Source organism: Flavobacterium sp. MEB061, from assembly GCF_000834715.1.
Classification (GTDB): Bacteria; Bacteroidota; Bacteroidia; order Flavobacteriales; family Flavobacteriaceae; genus Flavobacterium; species Flavobacterium pectinovorum.
Genome location: NZ_JXQR01000015.1, coordinates 263,958 through 281,911, shown reverse-complemented (window position 1 = coordinate 281,911; position 17,954 = coordinate 263,958). Strand labels below are relative to the sequence as shown.

Genomic DNA, 17,954 nt, shown 5'->3' with positions numbered 1-17,954 from the left:
ATTAAAATTTTAAATTAGCACCTATAACAAATGATCTCAATGATGGGTAAGCATCTAACTCAACCCCTTGAGTGCCTTCAACAAGTTTACCATCACTTGTAACATCTGGTGAAAATCCAGAGAATTTTTGTGAGATAAATGGATTAATTGCATTCACATATATTCGGCAAAAGCTAATAAACTGATCTTCTTTAAGTGGAAGTTTATATCCTAAAGTGATATTATTGATTCTAAAAAAATCTGCAGACTCCAAGTAATAAGTTGAAGCGAAAGGAGTTAAATTAGAAGGTGCAGGATTAGAAGCTGTTGTATTTGTAGGTGTCCAGAAATCACGAGCTGTTGAAGCTTCTATGTTTTCACCTCCAAAACGCTGCGCTTTTTTTCCATTATATACTTTTGATCCTCCAACTCCGTAACCGTCAACAGAAAAATCGATGTTTTTGTAATTTACTCCTAAAGTAACTCCATAATTAGAAGTTGGTAAAAGAGAACCTACATACTTTTTGTCTTTAAGTTCGTCTAATCCTGATTGAGCAACTTTAGAACCATCTGCTTTGTAGTACAACATTTGACCGTTTGTTGGGTCAACTCCTGCATACTCATACATAAAAAAACTACCTAATGGCTGCCCTACTGAAGTATTATCAAGAATTTTGGTGTTTTGTCCATTTCCTAAACTTCCTCCAATAATTGGATTTAACTGAACATTTTTAAGACTTGTAAGCTCATTTTTATTATGGGAAAAATTTCCTCCTACCCAATAGCTTAAATTGTCATTTATTTTATCATCCCAACGTAATGCAATTTCATAACCTTTGTTAGATACTTCTCCAATATGTGCTGGTGTAGCAACGGTAATTCCAGAAGTTGAATATGGTTTAACATTCAAAATTGTATTTGTTGTATTTTTATCATAGACATCAAATGATCCTTTTAATCTGCTGTTCAATACTTCAAAATCAAAACCTCCTGAAAGTTCTTCAACAATCTCCCAAGATAAATTAGGATCTACCTGAGAATTTATTGTAGTACCTGAACCTAAACCTGAATAATCTAATCCAGAAGTTAACAACTGTGTATTAAGTGGTACATTTTGATTTCCTAATCTACCCCAAGATCCTCTAATTTTTAATAAATTAATTGGTTCTACATTACTTAAGAAGGTTTCTTTAGATACAATCCAGCCTAAACCAACTGATGGGAATGTTCCCCAACGCTTGTCTTCAGCAAATTGTGATGATCCATCACGTCTTACAGTACCTGTAACCAAGTATTTGTCTAACAATTTATATTGAAAACGTGCAAAATAAGATGCCAGTCTTCTTTGGTTCAAAGCTTCATCTTTTAAACCTGTAACATTACCTGCAACATTAACATCTTTTAAAGACCAGTAATTTGAGTTTGCATTTACATTCTTTCTGTCAATAGTTAACTTTTCTCTGGTTCCTTGTACATTTGCTTCAATACCAGCTGTAACTTCAACATCATGGATTTCAGCAAAAACTTTGTTGTAAGTTAGATAGTTTGACAAATTCCAGTTAAAATATTGGTCTCTATTCCTTGTTAAAGTATTTATATTCAAATCTAATGGATACCCTGCTACTGCACGAGTTGGATCTGCCGATAACCAAAGTGCTTGATTATCTACATAATTATACTGTTTGTAGGTATAAAATTCTCCATTGAATTGTGAAGTAAATTTTAAAGATTTGATAATATCATAATCTAATTTTAATCCACCTTGCAGCATAACAGTTTGTTGCTGCTCATTTGTATAATCCAATTGAGCTACCGGATTTCCAACATTGTTAAAAGATGCTCCGGTTTCAGCTACAACTCCATTAGAAACAAATGGCACACCATATTTTCCGTCAGCGTAACGCACAGGAACTAGTGGAGATTGTCTGTAAGCATTCGTAAATGCGCTCAAAGGCATTGGCGTATTCTTAATAGTACTTACACTTAAATTCTGGGTTATTTTAACTTTTTCTGAAAGTTTAAACTCATTATTGTTTCTGATAGTAGTACGTCCGTAATCAGATCCGTTTAAAATTCCTTTTTCTTCATAATTTCCAACACTAAAAAAGTATTTTACATTTTCTGAAGATCCTGAGATTGCAATATTGTTTTGAGTATAGGTTCCTGTTCTTGTAATCGCATCTAACCAATCTGTATTATAAGGCTGATTTGCAGAGAATCTGCCTTGTGGAAAATCGTTACTGTAAGCAGCATTACTATAGCGAACATACTCGTCACTATTTGCCATTTTTACTTTTTTCAAAGGGCTTCTGATACCTGTAAAACTTTCAACATCTACAGTAAGTTTTCCTTTTCCGTTTTTGGTTGTAATCATAATTACACCATTTGCACCTCTGGTTCCGTAAATAGCTAATGAAGAAGCATCTTTCAAAATCTCGTAAGATGTAATATCATTACTATTGATGTTATTGATATTGTCAGTTGGCATACCGTCTACAACATATAAAGGATTTCTTCCTCCTAATGCAGTACCAGCTCCCCTGATTACAACTGATGGTGTACTTCCAGGCGCATCTGAAGTAGATACCTGAACACCAGCCGCCTTACCTTGTATGGCCTGCGATGCATTTGCAACCTTCATTTTGGTAATTTCCTCCGATTTAATTGAGCTTACAGCCGAAGTATTATCAATTTTCTTTCTTGTACCATATCCAATTACTACAACTTCTTTCAAGGCAGTATCACCTGATTCTTTTAATGTAATTGACATTGGTTCTGCTGTTGCTGGTACAGATACAGCGTCGAAACCAAGCATTGAGATTTTTATAATCTCACCCACTTTAGCATTTATTGTAAAATTTCCGTCGAAATCAGCATCAGCAGAAGTTCGTGAATTGGGAGCGCTAATGACTGCTCCGGGAATTCCCATTCCACTACTGTCTACTACTTTTCCTTTAATTGCTTGTCCAGACATATAAGCCGGAAGAAGCAAGAGTGCTAAAAAGCTAAAAATAAAATTTTTCATACAGTTCGTAATCGTTTAAGTTAGTAGAGCCAAATTAAACAATTACAACGTTGTAGTACATCAAATACCACTACTACACAGCTACATCATTATGTTAAAACATTAATATATTGTACTAAAAATCAAAGCTTTAAATGTTAATTTTATTTCCTTAACATAACCTTATGATGTAGTAATGATGTATTGTAATTCTATAAAAAATGATGTGGAAAAATATAAAATATGTAAAAAACAAATGCAAATCTTACAGACTTAATAAAAACTTTGACAGATTTTCTTCCTGTGAGAGATTTAATTTCTTTCTAAGGCGATATCTGTGTAATTCTACACCTCTAAAAGAGATATTCATCATAGGTGCAATTTCCTTTGATGAAAGATTCATTTTAAGATAAACACACAATTTTATATCTTTTGGAGTTAAATTTGGAAACTTCTTTGAAAGATTTATAATGAATTCATTATGGATTTGGTTCAGATTGGTTTCAAAAATTTCCCACTCGTGTTTATTGACTTCATTTATCTTTATTGCTTTTTTAATTTCACTTTTAAGTTTGTTGAAATCTTTTTCAGAATCCAAAATGCTTTGGATATTTTCAATCATCTCACTTTGTTTGGCTATAGACAATGACTTTCCGGCAACTTCGGATGATTTAGTTTGTAGTTCCAATTCTAAAATATGTTTTTCATACTCCTGAATATTTAATTCGTTTTCAGCCTTCAACTCCATTTCAAGAATTTCCCTTTGATGTTTTAATTCTTCGGCCTGCAATTTTAATTTTTGCATATAACGCAGTTTATTCCATTTGTAATAGAAAAATAAAACTGCTCCAATTATTAAAAGATATAATAAAATCATCCAAAAAGAAAAGTACCAGGGCTGAGCTACTTTAAATTCAAAACTTGATACTTTGTCATAATTAGCGCCATCGTGTTTATAGATTATCATTGAATGATAACCGCTGCTCAAATTATTCAGCAAAATCAATCCATCTGAAATTGGACTAAAATCTTTGCCTTTATTTAGTTTATAAAACAAATTTGGTTTGCTGGCTCCATAAATTCCAGATATAACATTAATTTTCAGCTCGGTATTATATTTAATTTTAGAATCATCAGGAATTAAATTTCCATCATTAAAAGCTTCAACTTTTATCTGTGTATTTTGCTTATTTTCATACTTCAATTGAAGAGAAATAAAACCATCATCAAGATTTAATAAATAATGATTCTTGTTTTTAAAAATTCTCAGGTTGTCATTGATTAATTTTCCTTTATAATATTTCTCCTGAATAATATTCCAAACAAATTTATTTCCCTTAACATATATATGGTATAAAATTCCATCCTGAAGTACCATAAAATGATCTTCATCTATGCCAATTACATCAGAAACGTTCTTGAAATTTTCATTAAACAATTCGTTTTCTTCAAGTTTGTTGGTTATCGAATTATACGTATACCATGAATTGTTGATTAAGAAGAGTATTTCATTTCTAAATTCAAAAATCTTAACTCCAAAGTCATTTTTGATTTTACTTTGCTGAGTTACATTCTCAATTTTCTTAGTTTTATAGTTATCGTCGTATAAAACACGATACAAACCACGATAATTATCTGCTGCCCAAATTTCATTCTTTTTATTTTGGGCAACGTATTTAATTGGTTTAGTAAAATCGTTAATTACTTTATATTTAGTAAGGTCTAAAGGATTATCATAAACCAAAACGCCACTATAAGTAGATTGAAAATAAGTATCATTGATGCTGCTTTTCGATAAATTCCACCCTCCGCTTACTTTATTTATCTTGCTTAAAAATCCATTATCATATGAAAATGTTCCGTCATTATGACCAATAATATATTTTTCATTTATTTTAGTAATATTCCAGCCCTGACCCTGTGTGTTAGGTATCATTTTAAATTTTCCGGAATCAAATTCAAAAACACCATGATTGGAAGCAATTAAATATCCCTTATTAGTTGTAGCAACAGAATAAATAGAACCTAACGTTCCTGAATTGTCATAAAAAAAGGAGATTGGCGAATTTACTTCAACATGCGCAATTCCGTTATCTAATCCCAGCCACAAATCATTTTCTTTATCAAAGCCAATACTTAAAATAGAATTATTCATTAAAACATTGCTTCTATCAATGTTTTTATAGGTGTCTGTATTAAAATCATAAATAAAAACTCCCCTGTTTCCGGTTCCAACAACCAGTTTGTTTGTTTTTATAAATTTAGCAATATTAATTGTAGCTGCTTTTAATGTTTCATTCAATGGATTGTTCCAGGGTTTTAATCCGTTATTTTCAATGATAAAAATTCCTTTTTTCTGAGTAAAAATATAGAACTTGTCATTATATTTCTCAATTGCATGTACAACTGTGTTTTTTAAAACATTCCAGCCTTTTGGATTCGAAATTTTGGAGCCATCCATTTTAAAAAGACCTTTTTCAACAGAAGCAACGTAAACATTCTTATTGATTACAAAACAATAAGAAATTAAAAATGGAAATTTAATTTTTTGAATATGTTTTCCGTTATAAATAAAAACATCATTAAACGACTGGAAATAAATAGAACCATTAAACCTGAAAATTTTCCAGATTTCTTCGTTATCTTTTTCATCAAACAAACGCAGGTTTTTGGTAATCGAAACATATCGCATTTTACCGTCTTTTCTGTACCAATAACCAAATTCCTTATAAGAGCCAGAATAAATCTTATCGCCTTCGATCATAATTGAACGAATAATGGTTTTATTCGGCAATGTATATTTTTCCCACATTACACCATCATATCGCAATAAGTAGTGATTATTAGCAAAATACATCGCATTATCCTTTCCCTGAGCAACATTCCAAATTTGATTATCACCCTGGTAATCTGATTTATTATAGTTTTCAACGAAAGGAAGTAATTCTTGTGCTTGAATTTGAGAAGCGATGAAAAAGAAGAAAAATAATTTTAGAAGTATCGATTTCAAAATATTCGGATTTATATTCAAAGATAATGACAAATATTTAATTTTTATAAGTAAAAAAGCTCCTCGGTTGAGAAGCTTTTTTACTTATAAAGTGGATTTTAAATTTAGTTTTGAAGCAATTGATAAACCTGATTGGCAATTTCATATTCTTCATCTGTTGGTATAACCAAAACTTTTGTTTTTGAATTTGGCTTACTAATTTCTCTGATTGATTTCGAACGAACCTGATTCTTTTCTTGATCTAATTCAATTCCGAAATAGTCCATATCAGTACAAACCAATTTTCGCATATAAGATGAATTTTCACCAATTCCGGCAGTAAAAATAATAGCGTCCAGACCATTTAATGCTGCAGTGTAAGAGCCTATATATTTTCGAATTCTGTAAGCGTTCATTAATAAAGCCAATTGACAGTCTTTATTTCCTTTCTCGGCTTCAGCTTCAATATCACGCAAATCACTATAACCTGTAAGTCCGAGCATTCCGCTTTGTTTTAGTAAAATTGCATTTACTTCATCTGCAGTGTAGCTTAAATTTTTAGTCAGATAAAAAATTACCGATTGATCGATATCTCCGGCGCGGGTTCCCATAATTAAACCATTTGCAGGCGAAAATCCCATGGTATGATCGATGCTTTTCCCGTCTTTAATCGCTGTCATACTACAGCCGTTCCCTAAGTGAATTGTGATTATTTTAGAATTATTTTCTAAATAACCTATCGCTTTTTCAGATACATATTTGTGACTTGTTCCGTGAAAACCATAAACACGAACTTTATTTTCTGTTAAAAGGTAATTTGGAATCGCATATTTATAGGCTTCAACCGGAATTGTCTGATGGAAAGCGGTATCAAAAACGGCGACTTGTTTTGCATCCGAAAAAATTTCTTCAGCAACAGTAATTCCAATCAAATGTGCCGGATTATGCAAAGGTGCTAGTTCTGAAAGTTCTTTTATTTTTTCTTTAACCTCTTCTGTAATAATTGTTGTATCAGAGAAATAACTTCCTCCATGTACCACACGATGCCCAACTGCCCCAATTTCTGAAGTCGATTTTATAACTCCTTTTTCAGTATCTAAAAGCATATCGGCAACTTTTTGCAAACCTACTTTATGGTTTGCAATCGGAAGCAATTCTTCTAATGAATCTGAAGCTGTTTTAAACGTAACATTTGAAGTTTCCAGACCAATTCTATCAATCATTCCGCTACAAATTACTTCGTTTGTTGGCATAATCATTAATTGGTATTTTATTGACGAACTTCCTGAGTTTATAATTAATATTTTCATTTTTTATGTTTTTGCCACGAAGGCACTAAGTCACTAAGTTTTTTTACTAAAAGGCTTAAGCCTATATTTTTTTTAAGAACGTGAATTTGAACGCGGATGACGCGGATTGCTAAAGCAAAACGCGGATAAAAAACGGATTTTTTTAAGATAATAACACAATATAATTCATAATTCACCATTAATAATTAATTAAAGTCCTTGCGCCTGAATTGCTGTAATTACAACTGTATTTATAATATCATCTACAGTACAGCCACGGCTTAAATCGTTTACAGGTTTGTTTAAACCTTGCAACATTGGTCCGATGGCTAATGCTCCGGTTTCTCTTTGTACAGCTTTATAGGTATTATTTCCTGTATTTAAATCAGGGAAAATAAGTACGCTCGCCTGCCCTGCCACTTCAGAATCCGGCATTTTGCTTTTTCCTACGGCGCGATCTACTGCGGCATCATATTGAATTGGTCCTTCGATTTTTAAATCAGGACGTTTTTGTTTTACAATCTCAGTTGCGGCTCTTACTTTTTCTACTTCATCCCCTTTTCCTGATGAACCGGAAGAATAAGAAAGCATGGCAATTTTAGGTTCAATTCCGAAAGCTGAACTTGATTCTGCCGAAGAAATTGCAATTTCTGCCAATTGTTCTGCGGTTGGATTTGGGTTAATAGCACAATCTCCAAAAACAGAAACACGATCTTCCAGACACATAAAAAATACGGATGAAACTACAGATGAATTTGGTTTTGTTTTAATGAATTGCAATGCCGGCAAAATAGTATGTTGTGTGGTGTGTGCGGCTCCGGAAACCATTCCGTCAGCGTGACCTTTATACACCATCATGGTTCCGAAATACGAAACGTCTTCCATTAAATCTCTTGCCATTGTAATACTTACATTTTTGGCTTTTCTAAGCTCATAATAAGTATTGGCGTAATCTTCATAATTTTTTGATTCGCTCGGATTTATAATGTTTACTTTCGAAAAATCAAATGTTATTCCGAGTTCTGTAACCTTACTTTCAATTTGTTTTTTATCACCAATAATGGAAATATCAACCACATCCATATCTAATAATCTTGAAGCGGCAATGATAATTCGATCATCATTTCCTTCTGGCAAAACAATATGTTTACGATGCTGTTTGGCTCTTTTCACCATATTGTACTGAAACATTTTTGGTGTCATTCCTTCCGGCACAAAAGTGATTAATCTTTCAGATAACGCGTCATTATCAACATATTTTTCGAATGTTGTAATGGAAGTTTCGATTTTGTGGGTGTTGTTGGCATAAATTTCAGATTTTATCGCACCAATTCGGTTTGTAATATGATACGTTCCGCCATCAACAGCAATAATTGGTACAATTGCAGAAAGTCCTTCAATAAGCTTTAAAATACTCTCCTCAGGAACAATATTTCCGGTTAAAATAATTCCTGAAATGGTAGGATAATTTACTGATTCATTGGCTTGTAAAGCACCTAAAATAATATCAGAACGATCTCCCGGAGTAATTACAAGTGCATTATTATGCAAATGCACTAAATAATTATGCAATTGCATTGCTCCCACACTAAAGTGCCCGATTTCATTGTTCAGATAATTTTCTCCAAATAAAACTTTGGCATCCAGTTCATTTACAATTTCCTGCATTGTCGGATTATTCAAACTTGAAATAAGCGGAATTGTATTAATCAAAACATTCGCTGGTAAACTTTTTTGAAGGCTTTTTGTAACCAGCTCGATATTTTCCGGCTGAACTTTATTAGCAAAAACCGATAGAACCTCAACTTCTTTTATTTTGAAAGAATCATAAACCAAATAAAGGCTGTCTACCAATTCTTCTAATGTTTTACCTACTCCTGAACCAATAATTATGGTAGGAATTCCGAGATTTTTTGCAATTAAAACATTCAAATCCAATTCGATTGAAGTTCCTTCTCCTGTAAAGCTTGTTCCCTCTACAAGAACAAAATCAAAACGTTCTTCCAGCTTTTTATATTTCTCAATAATAAGATCCAGAACCTCACCTATTTTCCCTTTATTTTTCTTCTTGATAAGTTTGCTTTTTGTAATGGCATATGCGTCTTCAAACTTAATATCAAGGTTAAAATAAGAGAGAACAGTTTCGATATGATTGTCTTGTTCTCCATCGACGAAATCTTCAACTATAGGTCTAAAATAACCTACTTTAGCCGTTTTACCAATCAAAATGCTCATTAAACCGAGTGTAATAATCGATTTTCCACTATTTTGATCACTGGTGGCTATATATATTGCTTTACTCATAGTTATTTATATTGATTCTAAACAAAGATAATCTAAATGATTTTTTTTTACTGAAACAAACGTTAAAACCAACGTCTTTTTTTGAAATAAATGATAAGGCCAATGACCAATAAAAACATGCATCCCATGACAACAAAATAGCCATTTCTGGCACGTAATTCCGGCATATAATCAAAGTTCATTCCATAAACTCCCACAATAAAAGTAAGCGGAATGAAGATTGCAGAAATGATTGTTAGCGTTTTCATGATCTCATTCATTTTTCGGCTTTGTTCCGAAAAATAAAAATTTGAAGCACTTTCTAATGAACTCATATCCGATTCAATTTGTTCTAAAAGCTCTAAACTTTTTTGATGCAATCTGATAAAAAAATTAAACGTATCTTTTTGAATGAGTTTATTTGTATCATCATCTTTAATCGTTTTCAAATAATACAACGAATCCCGAAGCGGTACAATGGCTCGCTTTAAAAAATTGAAATTATCACGATGATTTTCAATCTTTTCCAGAATAATCGGATCTGCTCCTTTTTTGGTCAAATTGATTAATTCTTCAATTTTATCCTCTTCGTCTTCAATTGTAATGTAAAAATTTTCCATTACAGCATCCAAGAGTAAATACAATAGATAATCGACTTTTTTTGTGCGAACAATTCCCGCATGTGTGCGAATACGCTCTCTAATATGGGTAAAAAAATCACTACGCTTTTCCTGAAATGAAATTAAAACTCCATCTTTTAGAATAAAACTAAGCTGTTCGACACTTATATTATCTGAATATTCAGATGGCAAAAGCGATTTTATATTAAAAAACAAGATATCCTCTTGCTCTTGTAATTTGGTTCTTTTAGTAGTATTTAAAATATCTGCCAGCAAAAAATCATCCACTTTAAAATGCGCCCCAATCGTTTTTATCAGATTAATATCATTTAATCCGTGGATATTCAGCCAGTTATTCTTAGAGTAATCTATACATGTATTTAAAGCCAGAATAGTAAATTTATCATATTCAATAACGTCTTCATTATCATATACAAAAAGCTGCATCTCAGATTCATGATCTTTATGAGAGCCTGTATACTCTAAAGTGATATGTTGAAGCTTGCGCCCTTTCTTGTATTTTATCTTTCTCATTCAAAAAATCAATTATATAGTAATATTACAAAAAAGAATTCGAACGCGAAATGACAATTGTCATTTTGTGAATTCCCTAACAATCTATATGCGTAAGACGCACTGCATTGCATCTCTACAATACAGTACGTTCATTTCTGGCCACAAAAAAACCGGACTATCACTAGTCCGGTTTTCATTATCATTAAAGAAGAATTATTTTACTTCTTCGAATTCAACGTCTTCAACATTGTCACCTTGCGATTGCTCTTGTTGTGGAGCTGCTTGTTGACCTTGATCTCCTTGAGCGTACATAGCTTCTGTAGCTGTTTTCCAAGCTGCATTGATGTTGTCAAGAGCCGTTTGAATAGCTGGAATGTCTTGAGATTGGTGAGCCATTCTCAATTCAGTTAAAGCGTACTCTACAGCAACTTTGTGATCGTCAGCAAGTTTGCTTCCTAACTCTTTCAATTGACTTTCTGTTTGGAAAATCATGCTGTCAGCTTCGTTTAATTTCTCAGCTCTTTCTTTAGCTATTTTGTCAGCGTCAGCGTTAGCTTCAGCATCTTTTTTCATTTTTTCGATTTCTTCAGCTGTTAATCCAGAAGAAGCTTCGATACGGATATCGTGAGATTTTCCTGTTCCTTTATCAGTTGCAGAAACTTTGATGATACCATTTGCATCAATATCAAAAGTAACCTCGATTTGAGGAACTCCTCTTGGTGCTGGTGGAATACCATCTAAGTGGAAACGACCGATAGTTTTGTTATCAGCAGCCATAGCTCTTTCTCCTTGTAATACGTGGATTTCAACAGATGGTTGAGAATCAGCAGCAGTAGAGAATACTTGAGATTTTTTAGTTGGAATAGTTGTATTAGACTCAATTAATTTAGTCAATACACCACCCATAGTTTCGATACCTAAAGATAAAGGCGTAACGTCAAGTAACAATACATCTTTTACATCTCCAGATAAAACTCCACCTTGAATAGCAGCTCCAATAGCAACAACCTCATCAGGATTAACTCCTTTAGATGCTTTTTTACCAAAGAATTTTTCAACTTCGTCAGCGATTCTTGGCATACGAGTAGAACCTCCAACAAGGATTACTTCGTCGATATCAGATGTAGATAAACCTGCATCTTTTAATGCTTTAGCAACTGGCTCCATAGAACGTTTTACTAAAGTATCAGATAATTGCTCAAATTTAGCTCTAGACAATTTTTTCACTAAGTGTTTTGGTCCTGAAGCAGTAGCAGTTACGTAAGGTAAGTTGATTTCAGTTTCAGCAGAAGATGATAATTCAATCTTAGCTTTCTCTGCAGCTTCTTTCAAACGTTGCAATGACATTGGATCTAAACGTAAATCAATACCTTCTTCAGATTTGAATTCGTCAGCTAACCAGTCAATAATAACCTGGTCAAAATCATCTCCACCTAAGTGAGTATCACCATTTGTAGACAATACTTCAAATACACCGTCTCCTAATTCAAGAACAGAGATATCAAAAGTACCTCCACCTAAATCGTAAACAGCAATTTTTTGATCAGTTCCTTTTTTATCTAATCCGTAAGCAAGTGCAGCAGCAGTTGGCTCGTTGATGATACGCATAACTTTAAGACCAGCAATTTCTCCAGCTTCTTTAGTAGCCTGACGTTGTGCATCGTTAAAGTAAGCAGGAACAGTAATAACCGCTTCAGTTACAGTTTGACCTAAATAGTCTTCAGCAGTTTTTTTCATTTTTTGAAGTGTCATTGCTGACAATTCCTGAGCAGTGTATAAACGACCGTCAATATCCACACGTGGCGTATTGTTGTCACCTTTTACAACACTGTAAGGAACTCTTTTTGCCTCTTCCTGAGTTTCAGCAAAAGTGTGTCCCATAAAACGTTTAATAGAAGCAATCGTTTTTGTAGGATTCGTTACCGCTTGTCTTTTTGCAGGATCACCTACTTTAATTTCTCCACCTTCAACAAAAGCGATGATAGATGGCGTTGTTCTTTTTCCTTCTGCGTTAGGAATAACAACTGCTTCGTTACCTTCCATTACAGAAACACAAGAGTTCGTCGTACCTAAGTCAATTCCGATTATTTTACCCATTTTTTATATATTTAATTTTGATATACATTTTATAACTCAGGTGGCATAAGTCAATCTTTGTGCCAATATAAAAAACCAAAGTAAATTGTCAGTTTCATGTCGGCGCAATAAAAATCATCTGACAACATGACATTTTCAAAACCTGACAATCATGGCATATCAGTACTTTACGTGTCATTATAAGGAGCTGTTTCCTGCTGTCCGCTGTATCTTTTGTGCCGAACCCCGGCACAAAAGGATGCCGCTCCCATCAGGGCTAGGGCATCCAGTTTCATAAGAAAATCATTTTCTTATGACAGTTTAATATCTTTCCAATATTTTCAATTAAATCCTGAAATACTTACATTAGCATTTTTCTAAATTAAAAAAATGGAAAACTACAGCATTATTATTTTTATACTCGCCATCGTAATTGGTCTCTCTGCATTTGCCGATAAAGTAAAACTACCCTATCCAATTCTTTTAGTAATTGCCGGAATCGCAATTGGTTTCATACCTTCAATGGGCGAAATCGAAATCAATCCCGAAATTATCTTTCTGATATTTCTTCCGCCACTTTTATACGATGCTTCTTTTAATATTTCTCCAAAACATTTTAAAACAAACCTGGGTACAATAAGTAATTTGGCAATACCATTGGTTTTCCTAACCACATTTTGGATCGCAGTCGTTTCACATTATATGATTCCCGGCATGAGCTGGCCACTGTCTTTCGTACTCGGCGCCATACTTTCTGCCACAGATGCCGTTGCAGCAGTAAGCATAACAAAAGGTTTAGGAATACCCGAAAAAACCATTACAATACTCGAAGGAGAAAGTCTTATTAATGATGCCTCAGCCTTAGTTGCGTATCGTTTTGCCGTGGCAGCCGCAATGGGCTCTGCATTTATAATCTGGAAAGCCACACTTAACTTTGTATTACTATTAGGCGGAGGTTTTTTAGTTGGTTTTGTTATGGCAAAAATTTTATCCATCATTCTTACCAAAGTCCATAAAAACACCAACGCTACCATTGGATTTATGCTTTTAATGCCATTTGTAACGTATTTAATTGCAGAACATCTTCACGTTTCCGGAGTAATTGCTGTTGTAGTATTAGGTTTGGCAATATCCCGTTTTAGCAATAAAATTTTTCCTCAAAACTTAAAAGACAGTTCAAAAAGCCTTTGGGACATCATTATTTTCCTTCTAAACGGATTAATCTTTATCCTAATCGGGCTAAATTTTAGATATATCCTAAAAGATATTGATAACGATATGATTTTACCATACATAGGTTATGCAGCCGTTATAACAGCTGTAGCATTATTGACCAGAATGGTAAGGATATTTCTTCAAAAAATTAATCTTCAAAAAGCTTTTCAAAATAATGATAAAAAAAGACGAAAAGTAAGCGAACATGCCCTACTCGATACCAAAAATAGTTTCATTATCAGCTGGTCCGGAATGCGCGGAATTGTTTCTCTTGCAATCGCTTTAGGTTTGCCGAAATTCCTCGAAGACGGAACTCCTTTTCCCCAACGAAATGCCATAATATTTATTTCTGTAGCCGTTGTGCTTTTAACGCTTATTGGGCAAGGACTGACACTTCCGTGGATTGTGAAAAAGCTGAATTTAAAAGAAGAAGAGCAAAAAGAATAACAATTTGCAAATAACATATAATACAATTTTAGCTACATTAGCGTTCCATTAACAAAACCAAAAACCTAATGAAAAAGTTACTTGTATTTGCATTTTCTCTTCTAATTTATTCAAATTCATATTGCCAAAAAACCGAATTGAGAGTGTCTCTGGATTCAGGACTTTCTTCTTTTAGCGGAGAAAGAGCAGAATCTTCTTCGTCTATAAACTTTAATAACAACTCAAATTCAGGATACACAAACAACCCTTATGGCTCAAAAAATGTACTTTCTTATGGTGTTTCTGTAAATTTAAAAAGAGTAACCAAAGCTAACTTTGTATACGGGATTGGTTTAGGGTACGAAAACATAGGAAGCAAAACTTCGATAAACTCTATATCTCTGTATGATGAAGTAACTAGTTATAACGTTCCTGCCTCCGGAAAAACAATTATGAGCATCAATACCATAAATGCAAATCCTTTTATAGGATATCGTTTTAATGCATCAAAATTACCAATTGATTTAGTAGCCGGTTTTGATTTTGCCAGCATTTTAAACACCAAAGAATGTGGAGACGCTACTGATGAAGACGGAAACAACTATACAACCTCTATAGACAGAAAAACAATAAGTACCGATTTTCGCCCAAGAATTCAGGTATCGACAGATTATAAAAAATTTGGTGTTTATATGGGCTATTCTTTCGGATTGCTAAATTATATGAACGGCTATGTTGGAGGCACAAATGATGCATATTCTAAGATTTTCAGATTTGGAATAACCTATCAGGTTTTCTAAGAAATCATTTTACAAACAAGAAAAATAAATATAATGGATCAGGAATTAGAAAGCCAATTTAACGAATTTGACAAACCGCCTGTCATCAGAAGAAAACTTTTGCCATGGTGGATTAAAACCTTTTGCTGGATTTTTATGCTTTTGGGCATTTGTGCTGCAGGTTCGCTAATTGGTAACTTATTTATATCAAATATTGACTTATCCATTTATGGTTTTTCAAGCAACAATGCATATACAGGTACCGGACTTTTCATTATTGCAATTGCAGTATTTAAAGGTTTTGCCGCTTATTCTCTTTGGTTTGAAAAACCAAATGCAATCTCGATTGGTAAAATCGATGCCTTTTGTGGGGTTGTAATTTGTATCGCTTCCATGTTCATAATTCCCTTTACAACCGGAGATGGTCATATTCAAATTCGAATCGAAATTCTTCTTCTTATCCCGTATTATATAAAATTAAATAAGATAGAATATGAATGGGATAATTTAGAAACCATTTAATTTTTCTCAAATAAATCAGTCTTTTTAAACAAAATAAATCTTTCTAATAATGGAAAACAGCATTGCAATTTACGGCGCTTACGGACATACCGGAAAATTAATTACAGCTGAACTTCAAAGGCAAGGCTACAAATTAATGCTTTCCGGAAGAGATTATGAAAAGTTATCACAGCTGCAGCAACAATATCCGGATTCAGCGATAAAAGCGGCAGATATTAGTGATTCAAAATCATTAGACGAAGCATTTTCCGGAACAAAAGTTATTATAAACTGCGCTGGTCCGTTTTTAGATACTGCAGAACCAATCATTCAATCGGCTTTGCGATTAGGAATTCATTATATAGATTTAAGTGCCGAACAAAAAGCCGTTTTAGATGTATTTGAAAAGTTTTCGGAAAAAGCAAAATCAAACGAAATTTCAGTAATTCCTGCCGTTGCTTTTTACGGCGGATTGGCCGATTTATTAAGCACCGCCATAACTCAGGATTGGGACACAATTGACGAGATAAATGTTTATATTGGTCTGGATTCCTGGCATCCTACAAAAGGAACAAGATTAACCGGAGACAGAAATCATTATACAAGATTAACCTTAAAAGACAATCGTTTACAGGAACTCCAGCCGAGTGCTCCAATACAATGGGATTTTAAAAATCCAATCGGAATTAAAGATGTTGTGGCTTTGCCTCTTTCAGAAATTATTACGATCTCGCGTCATTTAAAGGTAAATTCCATTAATACTTTCCTGAGCCAAAACTCATTAGATGATCTTCGAAATACAGCAACTCCCGAACCAAAACCGACCGATGAAAAGAACAGATCCTCTCAGCTTTTTTGCTTGGAAGTTGTTGCAACAAAAGACAATACAAAAAGAACTATTTTGGCACAGGGCCAAGATATATATGCCGTTACAGCACCATTGGTTGTTGAAACTGTAAACAGGATATTATCAGGAAAATTGAAGAAAACCGGTGTAACAACAATTGGTGAAGTATTTGACGCCCCTGATTTTTTACAATCATTAAATGAAGATGACATAACAATTTCTGTCATTGAAGAATCAAAATTAAAATAATTTATAATGCCCAAGTTTATATTTCCGTTTGTCTTTCTTTTTTCAGTAATGCTTTCTGCTCAAAATAATTTCACCAAAGAAATTACAAAAGTAAAAGGTGATTTAAATAAAGATGGTTTAATTGATTACGTTCAGGTTTTACAAGATACTATAAGTGAAACAGCGCCATATAAACTCGAAATTTATTTCGCAGAAACCAATGGTACTTTCAAAAAAATAATTTCTACAATCAAAGCAATAGATCAGCAATTTCCAGAAGGGAGAAACGGTTATTACAACGGAAATTCTTTTTATGAAATAACAATTATAAAAGGAATTTTAAGCATTCATAATGAACTTATCCGTGGAAATTTTGAACATAAATTCAGATATCAAAATGGGAATTTTGAACTAATTGGTTTCTCCCAAGTGTATTCTGACGGTCAGGGAACAATGGGAATGGTTGATTTTAATCTTTCAACCGGAATCAGAATAAAAACAACAGAGCCTTACGGCGAAGACGATTTTCCGAAAACCAAAAACCAAACGAAAATGATGATTCGGCCGTTGCCAAAACTACAGGATTTTACGCCTTTTAAAACAGAGTATTACTAAGATTTAACTTTTCAAAAAAGTTGCCTTTCCTTTTTTATTTGTAATTTCGATTTTCATAAAATTATAAATAAAAAATGGCTTCATTTATCAAACAAATATCTTTTCGCTGGTCAGATCTTGACCCTAATTTTCACGTTCGTCATAGTGCTTATTACGATTTTGGTGCACAGCATCGTATCGAAATTTTAGAAGAATTAGGCTTAACTTTAAAAGTAATGCAAACACAGGGTTTTGGTCCTGTTTTATTTAGAGAAGAATGTGTTTTTAGAAAAGAATTAAAACTTTCAGACAAAATATTCATTCATACTAAAACATCAAAAATGAAAGCCGATGCTTCACGCTGGTCCATCATTCACGAATTTAGAAAAGAAGACGATACACTTTGTGCCGTAATTACTGTTGATGGCGCCTGGATGGATACAAAACTGCGTAAATTAGCTTCTCCAACACCGGAAATTGCTATCGAAGCTTTAAGTATTTTCCCAAAAAGTGATGATTTTGTTGGGCTTTAATTTAATCATAACTATCAATATTGCTTAAAACTCTATATAATATAGCCCACGGTTTCAACCGTGGGATACAATATA

At 33.3% G+C, this 17,954-nt stretch carries 12 protein-coding genes; 6 read left to right on the top strand and 6 right to left on the bottom strand.

The features are described 5' to 3' along the window. Position 1: 1 nt before the first annotated feature. From RT99_RS08490 to dnaK, 6 genes are all read right to left on the bottom strand, one after another. Positions 2-3,004, bottom strand: a complete 3,003-nt coding sequence (locus RT99_RS08490; protein WP_042564302.1) for a SusC/RagA family TonB-linked outer membrane protein — start codon at positions 3,002-3,004, stop codon at positions 2-4. 244 nt (positions 3,005-3,248) lie between these two features. Beyond that, the gene (locus RT99_RS08485) at positions 3,249-5,993 is read right to left on the bottom strand and encodes a LuxR C-terminal-related transcriptional regulator (protein WP_042564581.1); all 2,745 of its coding nucleotides are present in this window, start codon (positions 5,991-5,993) and stop codon (positions 3,249-3,251) included. A 104-nt stretch (positions 5,994-6,097) separates the two neighbouring features. Continuing rightward, a complete protein-coding gene (locus tag RT99_RS08480; protein WP_042564301.1) occupies positions 6,098-7,282 on the bottom strand; it encodes an acetate/propionate family kinase in 1,185 nt (394 codons plus the stop codon). Positions 7,283-7,471: 189 nt separating this feature from the next. Continuing rightward, entirely contained in the window at positions 7,472-9,565 is a 2,094-nt protein-coding gene (pta, locus tag RT99_RS08470; protein WP_042564299.1) for a phosphate acetyltransferase, read from the bottom strand. A 62-nt stretch (positions 9,566-9,627) separates the two neighbouring features. Beyond that, positions 9,628-10,698, bottom strand: a complete 1,071-nt coding sequence (gene corA / locus RT99_RS08465; protein WP_042564298.1) for a magnesium/cobalt transporter CorA — start codon at positions 10,696-10,698, stop codon at positions 9,628-9,630. A gap of 195 nt (positions 10,699-10,893) precedes the next feature. After that, positions 10,894-12,777 (bottom strand): molecular chaperone DnaK, encoded by a 1,884-nt coding sequence (dnaK, locus tag RT99_RS08460; RefSeq protein ID WP_042564297.1) that lies wholly within the window; start codon positions 12,775-12,777, stop codon positions 10,894-10,896. Positions 12,778-13,146: 369 nt separating this feature from the next. On the opposite strand from dnaK, the gene RT99_RS08455 reads away from it, so the two are divergent. From RT99_RS08455 to RT99_RS08430, 6 genes are all read left to right on the top strand, one after another. After that, complete coding sequence (locus RT99_RS08455; protein WP_042564296.1) at positions 13,147-14,418, top strand: Na+/H+ antiporter; 1,272 nt, start codon at positions 13,147-13,149, stop codon at positions 14,416-14,418. A 68-nt stretch (positions 14,419-14,486) separates the two neighbouring features. Continuing rightward, positions 14,487-15,197, top strand: coding sequence for an outer membrane beta-barrel protein (locus RT99_RS08450; RefSeq protein ID WP_042564295.1), 711 nt, complete (start codon positions 14,487-14,489; stop codon positions 15,195-15,197). A gap of 33 nt (positions 15,198-15,230) precedes the next feature. After that, a complete protein-coding gene (locus tag RT99_RS08445) occupies positions 15,231-15,698 on the top strand; it encodes a hypothetical protein (RefSeq protein WP_052483620.1) in 468 nt (155 codons plus the stop codon). A gap of 49 nt (positions 15,699-15,747) precedes the next feature. Beyond that, complete coding sequence (locus RT99_RS08440; protein WP_042564293.1) at positions 15,748-16,773, top strand: trans-acting enoyl reductase family protein; 1,026 nt, start codon at positions 15,748-15,750, stop codon at positions 16,771-16,773. Positions 16,774-16,779: 6 nt separating this feature from the next. Continuing rightward, positions 16,780-17,367 carry a hypothetical protein gene (locus tag RT99_RS08435; protein ID WP_131494907.1) on the top strand — a complete coding sequence of 196 codons (588 nt, stop codon included), beginning with the start codon at positions 16,780-16,782 and terminating at the stop codon, positions 17,365-17,367. Between the two features lie 74 nt (positions 17,368-17,441). Beyond that, positions 17,442-17,879, top strand: a complete 438-nt coding sequence (locus tag RT99_RS08430; RefSeq protein ID WP_042564291.1) for a thioesterase family protein — start codon at positions 17,442-17,444, stop codon at positions 17,877-17,879. Positions 17,880-17,954 lie beyond the last annotated feature (75 nt).